The organism is Methylobrevis pamukkalensis, from assembly GCF_001720135.1.
Taxonomy (GTDB): domain Bacteria; phylum Pseudomonadota; class Alphaproteobacteria; order Rhizobiales; family Pleomorphomonadaceae; genus Methylobrevis; species Methylobrevis pamukkalensis.
Genome location: NZ_MCRJ01000077.1, coordinates 1 through 21,425 on the forward strand (window position 1 = coordinate 1; position 21,425 = coordinate 21,425).

The following is a 21,425-nucleotide window of genomic DNA, read 5'->3' on the forward strand; positions in this document are numbered from 1 at the left end:
TACGATCGATCTCTCGGCTCTCGACGCCCTGTCCGGGACCGGCGGGGACGACGACTTCGCCTTCATCGGCGAGGGCGGGTTCAGCGGACGCGGCGCCAACGGCACCGCCGGCGAACTGCGCTACGCGCACAAGGGCGGCGACACCCATGTCTTTGCCGACGTGGACGGCGACCGCGTCGCCGACTTCGCCTTCCAGATCGACGGCATCGTCCATCTGACGGTGGACAGTTTCATTCTGTGATGTCTGCCGGTCCCGGCGCGTTGTCACGAACGCGCGTCGGTTCACGGGCATTTGACGAGGAATCCCTCCTTCCAGTCTTGGAAAGGTTTGATCAGGGTCCCAGATGAGTGGCGGGCCATCCATTCTTTTTCTGCCAAAGGGACCTTTCGATGACGTCTTCCGCCACTTCGCTGTTCCAACCCCTGAAGGTCGGTGACCTCACGCTCGCCAACCGCGTCGTGATGGCGCCGCTGACGCGCAACCGTGCGACCAAGGGCACCGACGCCCCGAATGATCTCAGCGTGCTCTATTACAGGCAGCGGGCCGGCGCCGGACTGATCGTCACCGAGGGCTCGCAGATTTCCCGGCAGGGACAGGGCTACATTCAGACTTCGGGCATCTATTCGCCCGCGCAGGTCGAGGGCTGGCGCAAGGTCACCGACGCGGTGCATGCCGACGGCGGCTTGATCGCCATCCAGATTTGGCACGTCGGCCGCGTGTCGCACGTGTCGCTGCAGGAGAACGGCGCCGCGCCGGTCGCGCCCTCGGCGATCCGTGGCAACGGCAAGACCTTCATCGAAGGCGGCTTTGCCGACCTGTCCGAGCCGCGCGCGCTGGAGACCGACGAGATCCCCGGCATCCTTGCCGACTACCGCCTCGCGGCGGAAAACGCCAAGGCCGCCGGCTTCGACGCGGTGGAGATCCATGCCGCCAACGGCTACCTGCTCGAGCAGTTCCTGCGCGATTCCACCAACAAGCGGACGGACAGCTACGGCGGCTCGATCGAGAACCGCGCCCGGCTGCTGCTGGAGGTGGTCGACACCGTGATCGAGGTGCTCGGCAAGGGCCGCGTCGCGTCCGCCTCTCGCCGGTGACGCCGGCCAACGATACCGGCCCCGACAGCGATCCGCAGGCGCTCTACGGCTATGTGGCCTCCAAGCTCGGCGAACGCGGCATCGCCTTCCTGCATGTAGTGGAAGGCGCCACCGGCGGCCCGCGCGACATCGCGCCCTTCGACTGGAAGGCGCTGAAGGCGGCGTTCGGCGGGGTCTACATCGCCAACAACGGCTACGACCGCGACACGGCTGCCGCTGCGGTAACCGAGGGTACGGCCGATGCGGTCGCCTTCGGCCGGCTGTTCATCGCCAACCCGGACCTCGTGACCCGCTTCCGGCTCAATGCCCCGCTCAACGAGCCGAACCGCGACACCTTCTACGGCGGCGGCGCGGAAGGTTACACCGACTATCCGGCCCTGGCCGAAGCGGCCGAGTAAGCACGCATTCGTCGGCCTTCTCACGAGATGACAGGCGGTCCCGGCATGCGTGCCGGGGCCGTCTTGCGTTTCAGGGTGAGGGCCGCACCAGGGCGCGTATCGGCCCGTAGAAGATCACCCAGACCTTGAAGTCGTCCGAAAACCGTTCGAAGCGATGGGTCTGGTGGGCCGGAACGAACAGCAGGTCGCCCGCACTGAAGGGCACGGTGTCGCCCGCCCGCGAGAACAGGCCATCGCCGGACGCGACGATGTAGAGTTCATCGCGGTCATGGGGCGTCTGGCGATCGGTCCCGACCGGCGCATAGAGCTCCACCGAGATCGCCTCGCCATCCTCGAACAGCGTGGCAAACGGCCGGTCGGGCGACAGGAGAGCGAAGGCTTCGGCCAGCGGCGTGCGGGCCGGCATGTCGTGCGGGGTGCTCATGTCACCGCATCCTAGCTGTCTTCATAGAGGCGCTGCGTTTCCAGCAGTGCCTCGTCGAGCCGCCGGCCGGGCGCAAAGGACGCCAGATCCGGCGGAAAGCCGATGCCGGCATCGAGCCGCACGCAGGGTTCGGCGGCGCCAAGCACGGTCTTCACCGGAATGACGCCTGCCCACACCGGATGGGCATAGTCCTCCTCGTCGTCGCCCACGCCGGCGGCGCGCACCTTGGCGGACGCCTCCTCGATGTCCATCCCGATCACCATGGTGGCCTTGATCTCCTGCGCCGTGACCGTGCGCAGCGACGCGGTGCGATCCGGATAGAGGCGGTCGACGACAGCACGCAGGGCGGCGGCCTTTTCGTCCGGATCGTCCAGAATGCGCGCGGTACCGAAGCACATCGCCGAACGGTAGTTGGCCGAATGATTGAAGCCGGAGCGGGCAAGCACCAGTCCATCGAGATGGCTGACGGTGAGACAGGCCGGCGTGCCGCCCGCAAGGTGGCGCAGCATCCGGCTTGCGGACGAGCCGTGCCAGTAGAGCCGGTCGCCCTCCCGCCAGTGGAGGGTCGGCGTGCAATAGGGCTGGCCGTCGATGGCATAGGCCACATGACACAGCATCGCGGCATCCAGCACCGCGTACACCGCAGCGCGGTCAAAGCTGCCGCGCGTGTGCAGGCGACGCAGGCGGTTGCGCCCGCTGACGGGGAAGGAGGTCGGGTCGTGGTCGGTGACGGTCATGCCTTGCGTTCTCCGAGAAGATCACGCAGGAATGCCTGATCGAATTGGTTTTAATAAGATCCAATACCGTGCATTCGAAGAGAACCAATCAGGCGGACTGGTCGGCGTTGATCCCCGTTCTTCCGGGGCCCGGCCGACGGTCGCGCGAGCTCTACCTCTGCCTTCGGCGGTTGATCGAGACCGGCCGCGTCACGCCGGGCACGAAGCTGCCGACCACCCGCGACCTGTCGCAGCGGCTGATGCTGTCGCGGTCAGCGGCGGTGGAGGCTTACGAACTTCTGGCCGCGGAGGGCTTTGCCGAAGCGCGGGTGGGCGCCGGCACCTTCGTGGCCGAAGCCGTGCCGCGGGTGGCGGCCGAGAAGCCGGCACGCAAGGCCGGCGACGGCGATGCCGATGAGATTTTCGAGGCGGCTCCGATGTTGTGCACGCTCGGCGTTGCCACTGCCGACCCGCGCACGGAGACCGTCTTCCGCAAGGCGCTCGTGCGTCGCCTGGAACGACCCGGACCTGGTCACTATGCCTATGGCGATCCGCGCGGCAGCACCGATCTGCGCCGGGCGATTGCCGCCTACCTGAAGATCGCACGCGGCGTGCGCTGCCATTCGGGGCAGGTGGTCATCACCACGGGTACCCGTCAGGGTTTCGAACTGGGCCTGCGCGCCGCCGTCCGGCCCGGACAGGCGGTGTGGATCGAGGATCCCTGCTATCGCGCCTCGCTCGAGACCCTGATCGCGTCGGCGCCCGGCCCGTGCCGGTGGCCGTGGACCGGGAGGGCCTGGACGTTGCGGCTGGCGAGGCGGCGGACGCGCAGGCGGCGGCGGTCTACTGCACGCCGTCGCACCAGTTTCCGCTCGGGGTGACGATGTCGATGCGGCGGCGGCTGGCGCTGATCGACTGGGCGCGCCGACACGGGGCGTGGATCTTCGAAGACGACTACGACAGCGAGATGCGCTTTGCCGGTCCGCCACTGACGGCGATGCAGGGCATCGACGATGCGGGGAGGGTGGTCTACCTCGGCACCTTCTCCAAGGTGCTGTTTCCGGGCCTGCGCGTCGGCTACATGGTCGTGCCCGAGGCGCTGCTGGACGACGTCATCGCCCTGCGCCGCCGCATGGACCGCCAGCCGTCGACACTGGGCGCCGGCGCGCTGGCCGACCTGCTCGACGGAGGCCACTTCGCCGCGCATCTGCGGCGGATCCGGCGCCGGGCGCAGGCGGCGCGCGATGGGCTGATCGAGGGACTGAGCGGCGGCGGGGACAAGGGCTTCAGCGTCGAGGTGCCGGAGCAGGGGCTGCATCTGGTTGCCCGCCTGCCGACCGCGCTGGCCGCGATCACCGACGGCGGCGAGGCTGCCGATGTGGCGCTCTGCGCTAGAGCCGTGGCGGCCGGCGTCGACGCGCGGCCGCTGTCGAGCCTCTATCTCTCGGCCTCGCCGCAGGCGGGGCTGGTCCTCGGATTTTCGGGTTTCGAGCCGGACCGGCTGCGGGAGGCCGGTCGCCGGCTGCAAGATCTGCTCGGCTGACTGCCGGAGCCACACAGCAAGACGCCCCGCAGGAGGAACCCTGCGGGGCGCGACGCTTGCGTCATCTCAATCAATCCACGCTCAGAAGATCTTGAGCGGCACCTTCGGCACGGATCCACGGCGCTTGGGCGAGGGCGGGGGGCCGCCCTCGTCGGGCGGGGACTTGCGGCTGCGCTTGCGCGGCTTGGCGTCGTCCTCGGACGGTTCGGCCTTCTTCGGCGGCGTGTAGGCGATCACGTCGAGCTTGAGGCCCGGCTTGCCGTCGTCCTTGGTCTCGACCGACACCTTCACGGTGCCGCCCTTCTTGAGCGCGCCGAACAGCACGGCATCGGCCAGCGGCTTCTTGATGTGCTCCTGGATGACGCGGCCGAGCGGGCGGGCGCCCATGCGCTGGTCGTAGCCCTTCTCCGCCAGCCAGTTCACGGCCTCCTCGTCGAGTTCGAAGGTGACGTTGCGGTCGATCAGCTGGGCTTCCAGCTGCATGACGAACTTGGTCACCACCGAACGCACCACTTCCGACGGCAGGGCGCCGAAGGGGATGATGGCGTCGAGACGGTTGCGGAATTCCGGCGTGAACAGGCGGTTGATCGCCTCCTCGTCGTCGCCTTCGCGGCGGACGCGGTTGAAGCCGATCGGTGCCTTGGCCATGTCCTGCGCGCCCGCATTCGTCGTCATGATCAGGATGACGTTGCGGAAGTCGACCTGCTTGCCGTTGTGGTCGGTCAGCTTGCCGTGGTCCATCACCTGCAGCAGGATGTTGAACAGGTCCGGATGGGCCTTCTCGATCTCGTCCAGCAGCAGCACGCAGTGCGGATGCTGGTCGACGCCATCGGTCAGCAGGCCGCCCTGGTCGAAGCCGACATAGCCCGGAGGCGCGCCGATCAGCCGGCTGACCGTGTGCCGCTCCATGTATTCCGACATGTCGAAGCGGATGAGCTGCACGCCGAGCAGCGAGGCAAGCTGGCGGGCAACCTCGGTCTTGCCGACGCCGGTCGGGCCGGAGAACAGGTAGTTGCCGATCGGCTTTTCCGGCTCGCGCAGGCCGGCCCGCGACAGCTTGATCGCCGACGACAGGGCGCTGATCGCCGCATCCTGCCCGTAGACGACCCGCCGCAGGTTGGTCTCGATGTTCTCGAGCACCTCGGCGTCGTCCTTGGAGACGGACTTCGGGGGAATCCGCGCCATGGTGGCGATCGTGTTCTCGATCTCGCGCACGCCGATCGTCTTGCGGCGACGGCTTTCCGGCAGCAGCATCTGCGAGGCGCCGGTCTCGTCGATCACATCGATCGCCTTGTCCGGCAACTTGCGGTCGTTGATGTAGCGCGCCGAAAGCTCCACCGCCGCCTTGATGGCGTCATTGGTGTACTTCACGCGGTGATAGTCCTCGAAATAGGGCTTGAGGCCCTTGAGGATCTCGATCGCGTCCGGAACCGTCGGCTCGTTGACGTCGATCTTCTGGAAGCGGCGGACGAGCGCCCGGTCCTTCTCGAAGAACTGGCGGTATTCCTTGTAGGTGGTCGAGCCGATGCAGCGGATCGAGCCGGAGGCGAGCGCCGGCTTCAAGAGGTTGGACGCATCCATCGCGCCGCCCGAGGTGGCGCCGGCGCGATCACCGTGTGGATCTCGTCGATGAACAGCACGCCGCCGGGATAGTTCTCGATCTCCTTGACGACCTGCTTGAGCCGCTCCTCGAAGTCGCCGCGGTAGCGGGTGCCCGCCAGCAGCGCGCCCATGTCGAGCGAGAAGATGGTGAAGTCGAGCAGCACTTCCGGCACGTCGCCTTCGATGATCCGCTTGGCGAGGCCCTCGGCGATCGCCGTCTTGCCGACGCCCGGATCACCCACGTAGAGCGGGTTGTTCTTGGAGCGGCGGCACAGCACCTGGATCGTGCGGCTGATCTCGGTCTCGCGGCCGATCAGCGGGTCGATCTTGCCCTTGGCGGCCTTGTCGTTGAGGTTGACGCAATAGGCCTCGAGCGCGTCGGTCTTCTTCTTGGCGCCCTCGTTACCTTCGGCGGCGGCAGCCTCGTCCTCGGCGCCGCGCACAGGGCGGGCGTCGGACATGCCGGCCCGCTTGGCGATGCCATGGGAGATGTAGTTGACCGCGTCGTAACGGGTCATGTCCTGCTCCTGCAGGAAATAGGCGGCATGGCTCTCGCGCTCGGCGAAGATCGCCACGAGCACGTTGGCGCCGGTCACCTCGTCGCGACCGGACGACTGGACGTGGATCACCGCGCGCTGGATGACGCGCTGGAACCCGGCCGTGGGCTTGGATTCCTCGCCGGCCTCGGTGACGAGGTTCTCCAGCTCGGTGTCGATGTATTCGACGAGATTGCGCTTGAGGATGTCGAGATCGACGTTGCAGGCCCGCATGACGGCGGCGGCGTCCTGGTCGTCGACGAGTGCCAGCAGAAGATGCTCCAGCGTGGCGTATTCCTGACGGCGTTCGTTCGCGAGGGCGAGCGCCTGATGAAGAGCCTTTTCGAGGCTACGGGAGAAAGAGGGCACTTTCGAACCTCACTTCTTTTCCATGACACACTGGAGCGGATGCTGGTGGCGGCGGGCGAAATCCATCACCTGGGTCACCTTCGTTTCGGCGACCTCATAGGTGAAGACTCCGCATTCGCCGACCCCGTGATGGTGGACGTGCAGCATGATGCGCGTCGCGTCTTCGCGTCCCTTGTTGAAGAAACGCTCGAGGATATGGATGACGAATTCCATGGGCGTGTAGTCGTCATTGAGAAGCAACACACGATACATGCTCGGTCGCTTGGTCTTCGACCGGGTCTTCGTGGCGACGTCGCCGTCATTGTCGCCCTGGCCAGTTCGACGGATGTCGTTGCTCATGTCCGCTCGTCGCTCACCCCGATCCGGTCGCCGCATGCGCCGGACCTCTCGACACACCCGCTTCCCTTCGGACACCCGCTGCAGTTCCCCGGGGGACCTGAACGCCGCGGGGCGAGATGCCTTCGCGTCGTCCCATGCAAGAAATCGGCCGTCCGTCGGACTTCGTCCCTGACGATGCACCTCATATAGGTGCTTCGAAACGGAAAAACAGACGGCTCAATCACAGTCCGAGACGACGTTGCGCTTCGGCCTGCCGCAGGCCGCTTCAGCCTTCGCCAACCCGCCCGTTCCGCCGCCAGCCGAGGCTCCGAACGCACCCGGCAGCGCCTCGAGGCGGCCGCAGCCAACCGATCCCGACACGGCCCCGGAACGATCGCCCCGGACGTGTCTCAACCCCCCGAGTCGATCACGTAATGATCGATTTGTGAAGCGCCTTGTTGGGACGACGAACGACGCCGGGGCAAATTGCGAGGCCGGAACACGCGTCTTTTCAGGCCGCGCTGCGCGTGTCCGGGCGTGCAGTTCCGGCCTTGTCCAGCCAGCAGCAAAGCCAGGTCCGGGCGGATCAGTCGTCCTTCTTGCGATAGGTTTCGTGGCAGCTCTTGCAGGTCTGGGCCATGGGGCCGAAGGCGCCTTGAAGGCGTCCAGCCCCTGCGGCGCCGCGGTCGCGGCGGCGCCTGCGGCATCGGCGAGCTTCTTCGCGATCGCGTCGAATTCGGCCTTCTTTTCCCACACCGCCGGCAGCGCGTCGCCGCCCTCGGTGCCGGGCGCGAAGAGATCGGGGATCATCGCCGCCTTCCCGGACACCGAGGTGGCCGCCGCGGCGGCAGCGGCCGGATCGTAGGCAGTCTTGCCCTGAACCATGCCGCCGGCGGCCTTCATCTCGGTGGAGATGGCCTTCATGAGCTTCTCGCGCTCTTCGACCGGATTGCCCTGCGCGGAGGCAGCGACGGTGGCGAGAAGGCCGGCACAGAGGGCGGCGAGCACGGTGTGTTTCATGGGGAAGCTTCCTTGTGGGATCCGGACGCTGACGCGCGGCATCCGTTCGGTCCGGCAGGGGTCCCCTGGAGCGGGGGCAGGGGGATGGTCTCAGCCAGACTGGAACCATGCAAGAAAGCGGAGAGGGCGCGGCTTCACGATGCCGTGACTTCCGGCGCGGGTGCCTGAAACCCGCGGTGTCGCAACGGCAGAGAGACGGGGCCGCAGCAATGCAGGACGGGAGCGACGTTTTTTCGCGGGGCTTTGCCGGCATCTTCACCTAGGATGTGCATATCCGAGGCTTGCGGCGGCAGCGTCTCTTCCGGCGTAGTGACCCCCGCAGTGCTGTCGTGTATGATGCATGTAATCCGCATCGGGAGACCGCGGATCTGCTTTGTTATCCTCCTGACTGCGGCCGCGGTATTCTCCCTGCTGCGGCCGGCTTTTTGTCCGGAGGCCAGATCCATGGCGCGGAACAGCAACATCATCATCTTCCCTGCGCCTGCACGGTCGTAACGAAGGCTTAACCGCGTCCCTTAAGCGAAATCTTCTTTTTGTCGTCTAGTCTCCGGTCAGATGATCCGAGAGGAGACCACAAGATGCCGAAGACGACGATGCCTCCTGCGCTGGCCGCCATGGTCGGGCGCGGCGCCATCCGCGACCATGACGTTCTCGAACTGAGGCGCGCGATCTACACCGATGGCGTCGTCCATCCGGAGGATGCCGAGTGGCTGTTCCTCCTCGACGAGCAGATCCGCGACAAGGTGCCCGGCTTTGCGACGCTGTTCATCGAGGCGATGACCGATCGCCTCGTCTGGCAGACCCATCCGGAAGGTCATATCGACGCCCACAACGCCGAATGGCTGATCGCGCGGATCTCCGCCGACGGCGTCGTCAACACCGACACCCAGCTCGAATTGCTCGTGCACCTGCTCGACCGGGCCGCCTCCGCGCCGCCGTCGCTGTCGGCCTTCGCGCTGCGCCAGGTGGCGATCGCCGTGGTCGAGGGCAGCGGTCCGCTGGCGGACGGTCGCTGCCTCACCCCCGGCGTGATCGGCCTGCCCGAGGTCGAGATGCTGCGCCGCATCCTCTACGCCTATGCTGGCAATGCCGCGCTCGGCATCTCCCGGGAGGAGGCCGAGGTGCTGTTCGACCTCAACGACCGCACGCGCGAGGCCGCCAACCATCCGGCCTGGTCGGACCTGTTCGTGAAGGCGATCGCCAATTTCCTGATGGCGGCGCGCGGCTATCCGTCGCCGACCCGCGAGGAGGCGTTGCGCCGCGCGGCTTGGGTGGACGAGGAGACCCCCGGCGTCGGCGGCATGTTCTCCGGCATGATGCAGTCGCTGCTGACCGGCGGCCTGCGCGGCGTCTGGCAGTCCTACGGCGCCGGCAACGAGACGGTGGCCGCCGAACGCAACGCCCGCTTCGAGGCGGAGACGACGGTGGCCGAGACCGTCACCGCCGACGAGGTGAAGTGGCTGGCCGACCGGATCGGCCGCGACGGGACGCTCCATGCCAACGAGAAGGCGCTGCTCGACTTCCTGCGCGAGGAAAGCCCCGACATCCATCCCTCGCTGCGCACGCTGATCGACACCGCGGCCTGATCTCCTCCCGGCTCAGGGCGCCGGACTTCACGTCAACGAGCAGGCCGGATGCCCCCCCGCGTCCGGCCTTTTTGCCTGGAGGAGAGCCGGCTGCGTCCTTATGTGCCGGCCTTCGACCTTTCGTTCTGTTGCTGCGTCCGCGCATCGTCCAGTAAAACCCGAGGGAACGGACCGCACGGGACGGCCGGACCAACAAGCTGGGGCGAGCGCATGTTCTCCAAGATCCTCATCGCGAACCGGGGCGAGATCGCCTGCCGCGTCATCCGCACCGCGCGGCGGATGGGCATCCGCACCGTCGCCGTCTTTTCCGACGCCGATCGCGACGCGCTGCATGTGGCGCAGGCGGACGAGGCCGTGCATATCGGCCCGCCGCCGGCCGCCCAGTCCTACCTGCTGATCGACCGCATCGTGGCCGCCTGCAAGCAGACCGGCGCGGAGGCGGTGCATCCCGGCTACGGTTTCCTGTCCGAGCGCGCGGCCTTTCCGCGGGCGCTGGAGGCCGAGGGCATCGTGTTCATCGGCCCCAACCCCGGCGCGATCGACGCCATGGGCGACAAGATCGAATCGAAGAAATTCGCGGCCGCCGCGAAGGTCTCGACGGTTCCCGGCAATCTCGACGTGATCGAAAGCATCGACGAGGCGGTGCGGATCTCCGACGGGATCGGCTATCCGGTGATGATGAAGGCCTCGGCCGGCGGCGGCGGCAAGGGCATGCGCATCGCCTGGAACGCGCAGGAGGTGGCCGAGGGCTTTGCCCGCGCCAAGTCCGAGGCGGCCTCGTCCTTCGGCGACGACCGCATGTTCATCGAGAAGTTCATCGTCAATCCGCGCCACATCGAGATCCAGCTGCTCGGCGACAAGCACGGCAACGTCATCTATCTCGGCGAGCGCGAATGCTCGATCCAGCGCCGCAACCAGAAGGTCATCGAGGAAGCCCCGTCGCCGCTGCTGGACGAGGCGACCCGCAAGGCGATGGGCGAGCAATCGGTCGCGCTTGCCAAGGCCGTCGGCTATGACAGCGCCGGCACGGTGGAATTCGTCGCCGGCCAGGATCGCTCGTTCTTCTTCCTGGAAATGAACACCCGGCTGCAGGTGGAGCATCCGGTCACCGAACTCGTCACCGGCATCGACCTCGTCGAGCAGATGATCCGGGTGGCCGCCGGCGAGAAGCTGTCGATCACCCAGGCCGACGTGACGCTCACCGGTTGGGCGGTGGAAAGCCGCGTCTATGCCGAGGATCCCTACCGCAACTTCCTCCCCTCCACCGGCCGCCTCGTGCGCTATGTGCCGCCGGCCGAGGGGGAGGAGGACGGGGTGACGGTGCGCAACGACACCGGCGTCGTCGAGGGCGCCGAGATCTCGATGTTCTACGACCCGATGATCGCCAAGCTCGTGACCCACGCGCCGACCCGGATCGAGGCGATCGACGCGCAGGCGAAAGCGCTCGACGCCTTCCTCATCGACGGCATCCAGCCGAACATTCCCTTCCTCACCGCGCTGATGCAGCATCCGCGCTGGCGCGAGGGCCGGCTGTCCACCGGCTTCATCGCCGAGGAATTTCCCGACGGCTTCACCGGCCTTTCCCCGGACGAGGACACCAAGCGCGTGCTGGCGTCGGCGGCGATCGCCATGGACCTCGTGCGCCGCGAGCGTCTCGACAATCTCGACGGCCGGCTGCGGCCGTCGTCGGGCAAATGGCGGGAGAACTGGGTCGTCCGGCTCGACCGCGAGATGGTGCCGGTGCGCGTGCCGGAAGGCTTTGCCGCCGTGCCGATCGAGATCGACGTCGCGGTCGGGGAGGGCGCCTCGCCGGTGACCGTCACCTCCGACTGGCGCCCGGGCGATCCGCTGTGGCGCGGCCGGATCGGCCGGGACGAGGTGGTCGTGCAGGTCCGCACCGCCACCTCCGGCGTGCTGCTCTCGCACGCGGGCGTCACCCTGTTTGCCCGGGTGATGACGCCGGAGATCGCCCGGCTCGACGCGCTGATGCCGGTGAAGGTGCCGCCGGACCTGTCGCGCTTCCTGCTGTGCCCGATGCCCGGGCTGGTGGTCTCCATTGCCGTCGCCGAGGACCAGGAGGTCAAGGCCGGGGAGGTCCTGGCCGTGGTCGAGGCGATGAAGATGGAAAACGTGCTGCGCGCCGAGCGCGACGGCAAGGTGGCGAAGATCAACGCCAAGCCGGGCGACAGCCTCGCGGTCGACGCCGTGATCCTCGAATTCGCCTGAGGCTGGCCGCGCTGATCGGACGCAAGGGCGGCAGGCGCCGGCGGGGAGTATCGTCGCATCCAGGTGCCGTCCCTGTGGCAGGCTTCTGCCGGAAGGGGCGCTGCTCTGCCATCCGCGTCACGGATCGCCAGCCTTGCGCATCGAGGGGATCATGAAAGCACTGCATGTCACGATCCGCGGCCACGTTCAGGGGGTCGGATATCGGGAGTGGTGCGGGCAGCGGGCCCGGCAGCTCGGTCTGTCGGGCTGGGTACGCAACCGCGCGGGCGGGGATGTCGAGGCGCTGTTCTGCGGCGCGGAGGCGGATGTGTTCGTGATGATCGAGGACTGTCGGCGCGGGCCGATCCATGCCCGCGTGGCCGCCGTCGAAACCGACCCCGAGGCCGAACCCGTCAACGGCCCCTTCGCCATCCGCCCGACGGTTTGACGCAGTCGTGTCTTGCACGAGGCGGCAGGCGGTTTATGTGTGAAGGAGGAGGCGCGCTCGCCGTCCTCTGCCCCCATTGCGCTCCGGCGGGCCGCACCTTGCTGCCGGCAGCCGGCGCGACCACCCCGCAATACGACATCCGATCCGGGAGCCGCCCCATGGCCGCCACGCAGACGAAACCGATCGATCTCTATTACTGGCCGACCCCGAACGGCTGGAAGATCTCCATTCTTCTCGAAGAGCTCGGCCTTCCCTACGACGTGCATTTCGTGCGCATCGGCAAGGGCGACCAGTTCAAGCCCGAGTTTCTCGCGATCTCGCCCAACAACAAGATGCCCGCGATCGTCGATCCGGAGGGCCCGGACGGCGCGCCGATCGCCATCTTCGAGTCCGGGGCGATCATGCTCTACCTCGGCCGCAAGTTCGGCCAGTTCGTCGGTACGACCGAGCGCGAGCGGGTCGAGGTGGAGAAGTGGCTGATGTGGCAGATGGGCGGTTTCGGCCCGATGCTCGGCCAGAACCATCATTTCTCGCAGTATGCGCCCGAGAAGATCCCCTACGCGATCAAGCGCTATCAGGACGAGACGCATCGGCTCTACGGCGTGCTCGACAAGCAGCTCGAAGGCCGCGAGTTCGTGGCCGGCTTCTATTCGGTCGCCGACATGGCGATCGTCGGCTGGGTGAAGCCCCATGCGCGCCAGGGCATTGATCTCGCCGAGTTCCCCAACATCAGGGCCTGGTACGACCGGATGCTGGCCCGCCCCGCGGTCGCGAAGGGCATGGCGATCGAGGCACCGGCGGATGAGGCGATGAATCTGGCGGACGACAAGGAAGCGCAGAAGGTGCTGTTCAACCAGCGTTCGCGCTGAGCCCGTCCTGACCGGGATCCCGCCGTCTCACGTCGATGGCGGGATCCAGTCGAGGGCGCTGTGGCCGTCGAGGCGCGCGGGCAGGGCGAAGAAGTCGCCATGCTTGGGCAGGGCCTGTTCGAGCAGCTGGCGATAGACGGTACGGCCGATCTCGCGCGCGCCGAAGCGGGCCAGGTGATCGGTCACGAACTGGGTGTCGAGCAGGGCATAGCCGCCGGCGCGCAGCCGGGCGACGAGATGGACAAGGGCGATCTTGGAGGCGTCGGTTTCCAGCGAGAACATGCTCTCGCCGAAGAAGGCGCCGCCGAGCGACACGCCGTAGAGCCCGCCGACGAGCCGCCCCTCGTGCCAGGCCTCGACCGTGTGAGCATGACCGCGGCGGAACAGATCGGCATACAGGCTGCGGATGCGGCCGTTGATCCAGGTCTTCTGGCGACCGGGTGCGGGTGCGGCGCAGCCGTCGATGACGCCGTCGAAGTCGGTGTCGATGCGGATCTCGAAGATGTCGGCGCGCACGGAGCGGGCCAGACGCTTGGGCAGATGGAAGCGTTCGAGCGGCAGCACGCCGCGCTCGTCGGGCTCGATCCAGAACAGTCCCGGATCGTCAGCGCTCTCCGCCATCGGGAAGATGCCGCAGGCGTAGGCCTTGAGCAGCACATCCGCGGTGATCTCGAACGGGCGATGTTCCCGGCTCGACACTGAAGCACGCTCCCTGCATCCACCGGACAGCCGCATGCGATGATGCGAGCCCAGCCACTCCATCATAACGGGCAAGTGGCAACTTGTCCCCTGCGATGCAAGGGACCTGAGGCTCATCGTGGCCCTGATCAGGTGCGAGGCCGTCGGCCGCGGCCGGATCAGCCGATCTCCTGCCCGGAGGCGAGGAACTTCTCGAGCCAGTGGATGTCGTAGACGCCGTTGGCAATGTCCTGGTTGTCCACGAGGGCGCGGAACAGCGGGATCGTCGTCTGGATGCCGTCGACGACGAATTCGTCGAGGCAGCGCCGCAGCCGCATCAGGCATTCGACGCGGGTCCGCCCATGGACGATCAGCTTGCCAATCAGGCTGTCGTAATGCGGGGGGATCGAATAGCCCTGATAGACGCCCGAATCGACGCGCACGCCGAGGCCGCCCGGCGGATGATAGTAGGTGATCCGGCCCGGCGAGGGCGCGAAGGTCTGCGGGTTCTCGGCGTTGATCCGGCACTCGATCGCGTGGCCGTTGAAGGTCACGTCGCTCTGGCGGATCGTCAGTTCGGCACCCGAGGCCACCTTGATCTGCTCGTTGACGAGATCGATGCCGGTGATCATTTCCGTCACCGGATGTTCCACCTGCAGGCGGGTGTTCATCTCGATGAAGTAGAAATTGCCGTCCTCGTAGAGGAATTCGATCGTGCCGACGCCGGAGTATTTCATCGCCGCCATGGCATCGGCGCAGACCTTGCCGATCCGGTCGCGCTGTTCCTGGTTGAGAGCCGGCGAATTGGCCTCTTCCCAGACCTTCTGGTGGCGCCGCTGCAGGGAACAGTCGCGCTCGCCGATGTGGATCGCGTTGCCCTTGCCGTCGCCGAGGATCTGGATCTCGATGTGGCGCGGCTTGCCGAGATACTTCTCGATGTAGACGGAATCGTCGCCGAAGGCATTCTTGGCCTCGTTGCGCGCCGCCGAGAGCGCGCCCGACATTTCCTCTTCCGACCGGGCGACCCGCATGCCGCGTCCGCCGCCGCCGGCTGCCGCCTTGACCAGCACCGGATAGCCGATGTCGGCCGCGATGCGGTGGGCGTCCTCGTCGTTGGTGACGGCGCCGTCGGAGCCGGGCACCACCGGGATGCCGAGGCGCCGCGCCGTGTTCTTCGCCTCGATCTTGTCGCCCATCACCCGGATATGCTCCGCCGACGGGCCGATGAAGGCGATGTTGTGCGCGTTGAGGATTTCCGCAAAGCGCGCATTCTCGGACAGGAAGCCGTAGCCGGGATGCACCGCATCGGCGCCGGTGATCTCGCAGGCGGCGAGGATCTCGGGGATCTTCAGGTAGCTGTCACGGGCCGCCGGCGGGCCGATGCAGACCGATTCGGTGGCAAGGCGAACATGCATGGCGTCGGCGTCGGCCGTGGAATGCACGGCGACCGTCTCGATGCCGAGTTCCTTGCAGGCCCGCAGCACGCGGAGGGCGATCTCGCCCCGGTTCGCGATCAGGATCTTGTTGAACATGTCCGTCCTGTTGCTCGGGAAACCGTCACTCGATGACGACGAGGGGCTCGCCGTATTCGACCGGCTGGCCGTCTTCGACGAGGATCGCCGTGATCTTGCCGGCGCGGGGCGCGGAGATCTGGTTCATGTGCTTCATCGCCTCGATGATCAGCAGCGTCTGGCCGACCCGGACGGTGTCGCCGACCGAGACGAAGGCGCGGGCGCCCGGCTCGGCGGCAAGATAGCAGGTACCGACCATGGGCGAGGGCACGACGCCGACGCTCTTGGCGGGATCGACCACCAGCGGCGCCGCATCGGCAACCGGGGCTGCGGCCTGCGGCGGCGCGTAGGACGGCGCCATCATCGCGGGACCGACATGGGCGGTGGCAACCAGCGTCCGCGCGACCCGGATGCGCAGGCCCTCCTGCTCGACCTCGATTTCGGAAAGGTCGGTGTCCTTGAGGATCTCGGCGAGCTGCCGGATGATGGTCTGGTCGATGGTTGTCTTGGCCATGATCTCGTTCGTGTTCGGTGGAGCGGGATCCCCCGGCTCCTGCGAGCGCGACGGCCGGCGCTGTGCGCCGGGGCCGCCGTCCCGGAATGTCGGTCGGCGCGACGCGCGATCGTCATGGTCCTTGCGGAGGCATGAATCGCGCACGCGGCACGGCCCAACGCCGCGCCGCCACCCTTATAGGCGTTTATCGGGAGAAAAAAAGGCAAAAGACACGGAACGTCGCACTCAGCAGGTGGCCTTGCCGCAGCTTCGCATGTCCGCGATCCGCGCGCGCAGCTCATCCAGACCGACCGCGCCGAACACGACCTCGTCGCCGATCACGTAGGTCGGCGTCCCGGACAGGCCGAGCTTGGCGGCGATCCCGTAGGACTCCTCGATGGTGGCCGCCACCTCAGGATCCCTGGTCCGCGCCTCGACGCGGCACGGTCGAGACCGACCTCCTCGGCGACGTCGAGCGCGCGGGCGGTGTTGGCCTCGCCGCGGCCGCCGAGCAGGGCGTCATGGAAGGCGCCGTATTTTTCCGGCGCGATCAGGTTGACCGCGACGGCGACGCGCGCGGCCTCCACGGAGCCGTTGCCGAGGATCGGGAATTCCTTCAGGACGATCCGCACGTCCTTGTCCTCGTCGAGAATCGCCTGCTTGTCGGCGAGCGAGCGTTTGCAGTAGCCGCAGTTGTAGTCGAAGAACTCGACCAGCGTGATCGGCGCATCGGGATTGCCGAGCACGACCTGGCGCTTCGACTGGAACAGCTCGTCCCTGACCGACGCGACGATCTCCGCCCGTTTCTCCGTTTCGGCCGCCTGCTGACGGCGTTCCAGTTCGCCGAGCGCCTCCTGGATCACTTCCGGATGGGCGAGCAGATAGTCGCGCACGATCTGCTCGATGACGGCCTTGTCCTGCGGTGCCGCGGTCTGCGCGGTGGCCGGCAGCACGGCCGCCGGCAGCAATGCGAGCGCGGCGAGGGCTTTCAGGCGGAACGGGGTGGGCATCGGTGGAGGTTCCTGACGGGTCAGAGCCGGGGCGGCTTGTAGCTGATGATGTCGTCGGCGCGCAGCCAGGCCGGCGTTCCGCGCTTGAGTTTCGCCTGCGCGCGGGCGGCGTACTGCCGGGCCGCCTTCGTGTCGCCGGCCGCGAAATGCCCCTGCGCGGTTGCAAGGTCGGCGAGCGGGATGTCACCGGAGCGGGCATAGGCGATGGCGAGCTGGCGGTAGCCGAGCGAGGTGCCGGGATCGTCCGCAAGCCCCTTGGTCAGGTTGCGGATCGCGTCCTTGAGTTCGCCGTCATCCCCGCTGGCGACCTGGGCGTGGCCGAGCATCACCTGCAGATAGCCGGCATTCGGCGCGAGGCTGACCGCGCGGCGCAGCGGGGCGATGGCGGCGCCCGGCTTGCCGGTCTCGGTGAGGATCTGGCCCTTGAGCTCGAGCAGCCAGGGGTTGGACGGATCGCTGGCGATCAGCGCATCGACCTGTTTCAGCGCCCCGGCCGGGCTGCCGACGCGGTAGGCGAGCACGGCCTGCGCATAGCGGGCCGGCAGCGCATCGGATCCCGCCGGATAGAGGCGGGAGACCTTCTGCGGCGATTCGATGAAGCCGATGAATTTCGCGCGCATCATGTCGTGGCGCAGCTGCAGTGCGGCCGGGTCCTTGCGGTCGCGGTACTTGCTCTTGCGGGCGAGTTCCTCGATCTGGCTGATGCGGTCGGCGGCCATCGGATGGCTCTGCACATAGGGATCGCCGTAGCGCGAGGCGAACAGCTGCTGGTCGGCAAGGCGGCTGAACACCTTGAGCATGCCCTCGGACGACTGGCCGGTCTTCTCCAGATAGGTCACGGCGGCCCGGTCGGCGGAGCGTTCCTGACCGCGCTGGTAGGAGAGCAGGCTGCGCCGGGCGATCTGGCCGCCGCCGAGCGCGGTGGCGGCCGCGGCGTCACCGCCGCCGCCTGCGACCGCGGCCGCAGCGCCGCCGAGCACCGCGAGCACGGACAGGATCTGTGCGTTGCGCAGCGCCTCGCGCAGCTGCGCGAGATGGCCGGCCGCCATGTGGGCGGTCTCGTGGGCCAGCACGCCGATCAGCTCGTTCGGCGTGTCGGTCTGCATGATGGTGCCGGCGTGATGTAGATGTGCCGGCTGTCGGCGACGAAGGCGTGAAGCGGGCGTCGTTGACGATGCGGATGTCGATGCGGGCGGCGCCAAGGCCGGCGGCCTTGAGGATCGGCCGCACGTAATCCGAGATCAGCTCCTCGGCCTCGGCATCGCGCACGATCGGCACGGAACGGCCGGCCTTCTTGGCGGCAAGGGCCGGGGTTGCCACGGGCAGGGCGATCGCCACGGCGGCGACGACGGCGATCAGGCGCCGCGTGAGGAGGCTGGTTCTGGTCATCGCTCTCTTCCCGTCCTGTCGGCGCGCCGTCGAGATCGGCGCAGCCTGCGTCATTGGTAGTCGTTCGCGCCGGTCGCCTCAACCGTCCGGTCCCAGGGACGCGTTCACAACTTCTCCCATCCGTTGGCCGCGAGGTTCCGTGCGGCGCGGATGCGCAATTCTGCCTGTCACGGCCGTACAAACTTGCTATGGACCTTCGATCGGACGAAGACGCAGGATGGTGGCGGAGACATGACCTTTCTGTCGAAAAGAAGCGCGGTCGAGCCTTTCCGGGCGATGGACGTGATGTCGGCGGCCTTCGCGCTGGAGCGGGAAGGGCGGCGCATCATCCACATGGAGGTGGGCGAGCCCGGCGCGCCGACGCCGCGCGCGGTGCGCGAGGCGGCCGAGGCGGTGCTGGCCCGCGGCCGGATCGGCTACACCGAAGCCCTCGGCATGCCGGCGCTGCGGGCGCGGATCGCGGCCCATTACGGCGCGGCGCACGGCCTCGACATCGCGCCGGAGCGGGTGGTGGTGACCACCGGCTCCTCGGCCGGCTTCAACCTCGCCTTCCTCGCGCTGTTCGACGTCGGCGACCGGGTCGGCGTCCCGACGCCCGGCTATCCGGCCTATCGCAACATCCTGAAGGCGCTCGGGCTCGAGGTGGTCGAGATCCCGACCACGGCCGAGACGCGCTGGACGGTGACGCCTTTGATGCTGGCCGAGGTGCAGGCGGTGACGCCGCTGAAGGGCCTGATCGTTGCCAGCCCGAACAACCCCAACGGCACCATGGTGGCGCCGGACGATCTGAAGGCGCTGGTCGGCGCCTGCGGTGGTCACGGCATCCGCCTGATCATGGACGAGATCTACCACGGTCTCGTCTACGGCTTCCCGACGACGAGCGCGCTCGCCTGTTCCGACGACGTGATCGTGATCAACAGCTTCTCGAAATACTACTGCATGACCGGCTGGCGGATCGGCTGGATGGTGGTGCCGCCGTCGATCGTGCGGGCGGTGGAATGCCTCGCCCAGAACCTGTCGATCTCGGTCAACGCGCTGTCGCAGCACGCGGCGATCGCCGCCTTCGAGGCCACGGAGGAGCTGGAGGAGGTGAAGGCCGGCTATGCCGCCAACCGCGACCTGCTGCTGCGCCGGCTCCCGGCCGCCGGCATCGACGATCTCCTGCCCGTCGACGGCGCCTTCTACGTCTACGCCAACGTCCGCCGCTTCACCAACGACAGCATTGAATTTGCCCGGCGGATGCTGCACGAGGCGGGCGTCGCCGCCACCCCGGGCCTCGACTTCGACACCACCCGCGGCGCCGGCTACCTGCGCTTTTCCTTCGCCGGCAAGGGCGAGGACATGGCCGAGGCGATGGACCGGATCGCGGCGTGGATGAAGTAGGGGCGGAGCCTTACACTGTCACCGCGCCGGCGGTGCCGAGGGCAAAGGTGTCGATCAGCACTCGGCCCCTCCATCGTCTTCGCCGGGCTTGACCCGGCGACCCACTAGCTTCGCGGCATCCAGCGCTTCAGAGGGCGGAAAATCTTGTGAGGACAGCCGGATCGATCGTCCCAAGCGGAGAGGCCATTGGGTTGCCGGGTCAAGCCCGGCAAAGACGAAAAGAGGGGCTGTGCTCGACCTTTAGGTCGCCTTCGAGACGTCAGAGAAGCCTCAGGCCGGCCTATCGGGTCATTTCGTCCGCTTCAAAATTTCCCGTAAACAAAAAGGGCCGGCGCATGGCCGGCCCTCGTGTCTTTCATCGCGTGCAGCCGCTCAGTGCTGCACCACCACCCGGGCACCGACAGTGACGCGCTCGTAGAGGTCGACGACGTCGTTGTTGGCCATGCGGATGCAGCCCGAGGAGACGGCCTGGCCGATCGTCCACGGCTCAGCGGTGCCGTGGATGCGGTAGATGGTCGAGCCGATGTACATGGCGCGGGCGCCGAGCGGATTGTCCGGGCCGCCGGGCATGTGATGGGGCAGGTCCGGCTGGCGCTGGCGCATGCGCGGCGGCGGGGTCCAGCCGGGCCACTCGGCCTTGCGCGTCACGTGATGGGTGCCCGACCAGGTGAAGCCGGGGCGGCCGACGCCGATGCCGTATTTCATCGCCTTGCCGTCGCCGATCACGAAGTAGAGCCGGCGCTCGGCGGTGTTCACGATGATCGTGCCCTCCCGGTAGGGCCCGTTGTAGGCGATGAGTTCCTTCTTGATCGGCGATTCCATCGACCGGGATTCGCGGACCGTACGGGTGATGTAGACGAAGCCGCCCTGGGCGGGATCGTAGACCCGGACCTTCTCGGTGGCGGCATGGGCGGCGGGAGCGAAACTGCCGGCGAGCAGCAGGCCGGCGGCGAGTGTGAGAATCTTGCGCATGGTGCAGATGTGTCTCGGCCCTGGGAGAGCGACGAATATTCCAGCTAAACGCATTTGTTTAACGTCCGCTTTCCGGGGAGGACGGAGAGGGGATACGCAAAAGCCTTTATGCCGGAAGCGAAATGACGATGCCGGGCTGAGTGGGATCGATCAAGGGTCTGTGGCCATGTTTTGGTCACGGATGTGGCGAGGTCGCGCCGGTGTGGCCGAACGGCAACGGACAATTGCCCTGATGCGCACCATGCTGGTGACGTCATCGGGACAATCGAGGTGTGACGACGGGAGCCAGGCATGACATGAGCGGCAAGCTGTGGGTGCTCTCCGATCTCCATCTCGACTACAACCGCGGCAGCCACCTCGGTCGTCTTGAACCGCCTGCCGGCGCGGACATCGCCGTCTTGGCAGGTGACATTGTCGATCCGCGCTTTGTCGAGCGCATCGCAGCGCGCTTGCCGACCATCTACGTGGCCGGCAATCACGAATTTTATGGTGGTTACATACGAGAGACAGCCGAAGCGCTGGCTTCGCTTCCCGGAGTGACATTCCTCAATGACGACATTGTGCGGATTGACGGCATCCGGTTCATCGGCGGCACGCTCTGGACCGACTATGCGCTACGCGGTCGTGAGTGGACGCGGACGGCAATGGATCACGCGCGCAACCTGATGAATGACCACCGCCGCATATCAAATCGCAAACAGCCGTGGAGCCGGTTTCTGCCGGCGGACGCGCTTCATCTGCACGAGAAAACGCGGCGGTTCATCGACGAAGCGCCTCTGGATGACGGCAGCCCTGTGGTGGTGGTGACCCACCATGCCCCGCATCCCGGTTCGCTGCTTCCACAAGGCAATCCGGACGAT

At 67.3% G+C, this 21,425-nt stretch carries 17 protein-coding genes and 4 pseudogenes; 10 read left to right on the plus strand and 11 right to left on the minus strand.

Going from position 1 to position 21,425, the window contains the following annotated elements:
• Window positions 1-241, plus strand: a pseudogene (locus A6302_RS23015) (protease); the annotation flags it as partial.
• Window positions 242-390: 149 nt separating this feature from the next.
• Window positions 391-1,493, plus strand: a pseudogene (locus A6302_RS13180) (alkene reductase).
• A gap of 70 nt (window positions 1,494-1,563) precedes the next feature.
• Here the strand turns inward: A6302_RS13180 and A6302_RS13185 are convergent.
• Entirely contained in the window at window positions 1,564-1,917 is a 354-nt protein-coding gene (locus A6302_RS13185) for a cupin domain-containing protein (protein WP_083255753.1), read from the minus strand.
• A gap of 11 nt (window positions 1,918-1,928) precedes the next feature.
• The gene (locus tag A6302_RS13190) at window positions 1,929-2,654 is read right to left on the minus strand and encodes a pyridoxamine 5'-phosphate oxidase family protein (RefSeq protein WP_069307419.1); all 726 of its coding nucleotides are present in this window, start codon (window positions 2,652-2,654) and stop codon (window positions 1,929-1,931) included.
• A gap of 107 nt (window positions 2,655-2,761) precedes the next feature.
• Here A6302_RS13190 and A6302_RS25375 point away from each other — a divergent pair, with 107 nt between their 5' ends.
• Together A6302_RS25375 and A6302_RS25380 are read left to right on the plus strand one after the other, a co-directional pair.
• The gene (locus A6302_RS25375) at window positions 2,762-3,514 is read left to right on the plus strand and encodes an aminotransferase class I/II-fold pyridoxal phosphate-dependent enzyme (RefSeq protein WP_280939182.1); all 753 of its coding nucleotides are present in this window, start codon (window positions 2,762-2,764) and stop codon (window positions 3,512-3,514) included.
• Window positions 3,415-4,176 (plus strand): aminotransferase-like domain-containing protein, encoded by a 762-nt coding sequence (locus A6302_RS25380; protein WP_280939184.1) that lies wholly within the window; start codon window positions 3,415-3,417, stop codon window positions 4,174-4,176. Before A6302_RS25375 ends, A6302_RS25380 begins: the two co-directional genes overlap by 100 nt.
• A gap of 81 nt (window positions 4,177-4,257) precedes the next feature.
• Here the strand turns inward: A6302_RS25380 and clpA are convergent.
• The 3 genes and pseudogenes from clpA to A6302_RS21385 all read right to left on the minus strand — a co-directional run bounded on the left by clpA (window position 4,258) and on the right by A6302_RS21385 (window position 8,021).
• Window positions 4,258-6,683, minus strand: a pseudogene (clpA, locus tag A6302_RS13200) (ATP-dependent Clp protease ATP-binding subunit ClpA).
• 9 nt (window positions 6,684-6,692) lie between these two features.
• Window positions 6,693-7,022 carry an ATP-dependent Clp protease adapter ClpS gene (clpS, locus tag A6302_RS13205; protein WP_069307420.1) on the minus strand — a complete coding sequence of 110 codons (330 nt, stop codon included), beginning with the start codon at window positions 7,020-7,022 and terminating at the stop codon, window positions 6,693-6,695.
• Window positions 7,023-7,238: 216 nt separating this feature from the next.
• Window positions 7,239-8,021 carry a cytochrome c gene (locus tag A6302_RS21385; protein WP_169833581.1) on the minus strand — a complete coding sequence of 261 codons (783 nt, stop codon included), beginning with the start codon at window positions 8,019-8,021 and terminating at the stop codon, window positions 7,239-7,241.
• A 578-nt stretch (window positions 8,022-8,599) separates the two neighbouring features.
• Between A6302_RS21385 and A6302_RS13215 the strand changes: the two genes are divergently transcribed.
• The 4 genes from A6302_RS13215 to A6302_RS13230 all read left to right on the plus strand — a co-directional run bounded on the left by A6302_RS13215 (window position 8,600) and on the right by A6302_RS13230 (window position 13,129).
• The gene (locus A6302_RS13215) at window positions 8,600-9,607 is read left to right on the plus strand and encodes a hypothetical protein (RefSeq protein ID WP_069307422.1); all 1,008 of its coding nucleotides are present in this window, start codon (window positions 8,600-8,602) and stop codon (window positions 9,605-9,607) included.
• A 210-nt stretch (window positions 9,608-9,817) separates the two neighbouring features.
• A complete protein-coding gene (locus tag A6302_RS13220) occupies window positions 9,818-11,833 on the plus strand; it encodes an acetyl-CoA carboxylase biotin carboxylase subunit (protein WP_069307423.1) in 2,016 nt (671 codons plus the stop codon).
• A 133-nt stretch (window positions 11,834-11,966) separates the two neighbouring features.
• Window positions 11,967-12,260, plus strand: coding sequence for an acylphosphatase (locus A6302_RS13225; RefSeq protein ID WP_245294058.1), 294 nt, complete (start codon window positions 11,967-11,969; stop codon window positions 12,258-12,260).
• A gap of 158 nt (window positions 12,261-12,418) precedes the next feature.
• Complete coding sequence (locus tag A6302_RS13230) at window positions 12,419-13,129, plus strand: glutathione S-transferase N-terminal domain-containing protein (RefSeq protein WP_069307424.1); 711 nt, start codon at window positions 12,419-12,421, stop codon at window positions 13,127-13,129.
• Between the two features lie 27 nt (window positions 13,130-13,156).
• On the opposite strand, the gene aat is transcribed toward A6302_RS13230, so the two are convergent.
• From aat to A6302_RS13255, 5 genes and pseudogenes are all read right to left on the minus strand, one after another.
• On the minus strand, window positions 13,157-13,864 hold the full coding sequence (gene aat / locus A6302_RS13235; protein ID WP_083255756.1) for a leucyl/phenylalanyl-tRNA--protein transferase: 708 nt from the start codon (window positions 13,862-13,864) through the stop codon (window positions 13,157-13,159).
• Between the two features lie 122 nt (window positions 13,865-13,986).
• Window positions 13,987-15,339 (minus strand): acetyl-CoA carboxylase biotin carboxylase subunit, encoded by a 1,353-nt coding sequence (gene accC, locus A6302_RS13240; RefSeq protein ID WP_069307426.1) that lies wholly within the window; start codon window positions 15,337-15,339, stop codon window positions 13,987-13,989.
• A gap of 25 nt (window positions 15,340-15,364) precedes the next feature.
• The gene (accB, locus tag A6302_RS13245; RefSeq protein ID WP_069307427.1) at window positions 15,365-15,832 is read right to left on the minus strand and encodes an acetyl-CoA carboxylase biotin carboxyl carrier protein; all 468 of its coding nucleotides are present in this window, start codon (window positions 15,830-15,832) and stop codon (window positions 15,365-15,367) included.
• 321 nt (window positions 15,833-16,153) lie between these two features.
• Window positions 16,154-16,821, minus strand: a pseudogene (locus tag A6302_RS13250) (DsbA family protein); the annotation flags it as partial.
• Window positions 16,822-16,841: 20 nt separating this feature from the next.
• Window positions 16,842-17,927: a M48 family metalloprotease gene (locus A6302_RS13255; protein WP_245294061.1), complete on the minus strand. Its 1,086-nt coding sequence runs from the start codon at window positions 17,925-17,927 to the stop codon at window positions 16,842-16,844.
• A 514-nt stretch (window positions 17,928-18,441) separates the two neighbouring features.
• Here A6302_RS13255 and A6302_RS13260 point away from each other — a divergent pair.
• A complete protein-coding gene (locus tag A6302_RS13260) occupies window positions 18,442-19,593 on the plus strand; it encodes a pyridoxal phosphate-dependent aminotransferase (protein WP_069307428.1) in 1,152 nt (383 codons plus the stop codon).
• 372 nt (window positions 19,594-19,965) lie between these two features.
• Here the strand turns inward: A6302_RS13260 and A6302_RS13265 are convergent, their stop codons facing one another.
• Window positions 19,966-20,565, minus strand: coding sequence for a L,D-transpeptidase (locus A6302_RS13265; RefSeq protein WP_069307429.1), 600 nt, complete (start codon window positions 20,563-20,565; stop codon window positions 19,966-19,968).
• 296 nt (window positions 20,566-20,861) lie between these two features.
• On the opposite strand from A6302_RS13265, the gene A6302_RS13270 reads away from it, so the two are divergent.
• Window positions 20,862-21,425: metallophosphoesterase (locus A6302_RS13270; RefSeq protein WP_210183331.1), on the plus strand; the 564-nt coding region annotated here is incomplete at its 3' end.

Excerpts from the sequence above, each read along its gene's own strand:
- accC (WP_069307426.1), bottom strand. The coding sequence starts at position 15,339 with ATGTTCAACAAGATCCTGATCGCGAACCGGGGCGAGATCGCCCTCCGC.
- A6302_RS21385 (WP_169833581.1), bottom strand. The coding sequence starts at position 8,021 with ATGAAACACACCGTGCTCGCCGCCCTCTGTGCCGGCCTTCTCGCCACC.
- A6302_RS13190 (WP_069307419.1), bottom strand. The coding sequence starts at position 2,654 with ATGACCGTCACCGACCACGACCCGACCTCCTTCCCCGTCAGCGGGCGC.
- A6302_RS13230 (WP_069307424.1), top strand. The coding sequence starts at position 12,419 with ATGGCCGCCACGCAGACGAAACCGATCGATCTCTATTACTGGCCGACC.
- A6302_RS13215 (WP_069307422.1), top strand. The coding sequence starts at position 8,600 with ATGCCGAAGACGACGATGCCTCCTGCGCTGGCCGCCATGGTCGGGCGC.
- A6302_RS13260 (WP_069307428.1), top strand. The coding sequence starts at position 18,442 with ATGACCTTTCTGTCGAAAAGAAGCGCGGTCGAGCCTTTCCGGGCGATG.
- A6302_RS13255 (WP_245294061.1), bottom strand. The coding sequence starts at position 17,927 with ATGCAGACCGACACGCCGAACGAGCTGATCGGCGTGCTGGCCCACGAG.
- clpS (WP_069307420.1), bottom strand. The coding sequence starts at position 7,022 with ATGAGCAACGACATCCGTCGAACTGGCCAGGGCGACAATGACGGCGAC.
- A6302_RS13185 (WP_083255753.1), bottom strand. The coding sequence starts at position 1,917 with ATGAGCACCCCGCACGACATGCCGGCCCGCACGCCGCTGGCCGAAGCC.
- A6302_RS13265 (WP_069307429.1), bottom strand. The coding sequence starts at position 20,565 with ATGCGCAAGATTCTCACACTCGCCGCCGGCCTGCTGCTCGCCGGCAGT.
- aat (WP_083255756.1), bottom strand. The coding sequence starts at position 13,864 with ATGCGGCTGTCCGGTGGATGCAGGGAGCGTGCTTCAGTGTCGAGCCGG.
- accB (WP_069307427.1), bottom strand. The coding sequence starts at position 15,832 with ATGGCCAAGACAACCATCGACCAGACCATCATCCGGCAGCTCGCCGAG.
- A6302_RS13220 (WP_069307423.1), top strand. The coding sequence starts at position 9,818 with ATGTTCTCCAAGATCCTCATCGCGAACCGGGGCGAGATCGCCTGCCGC.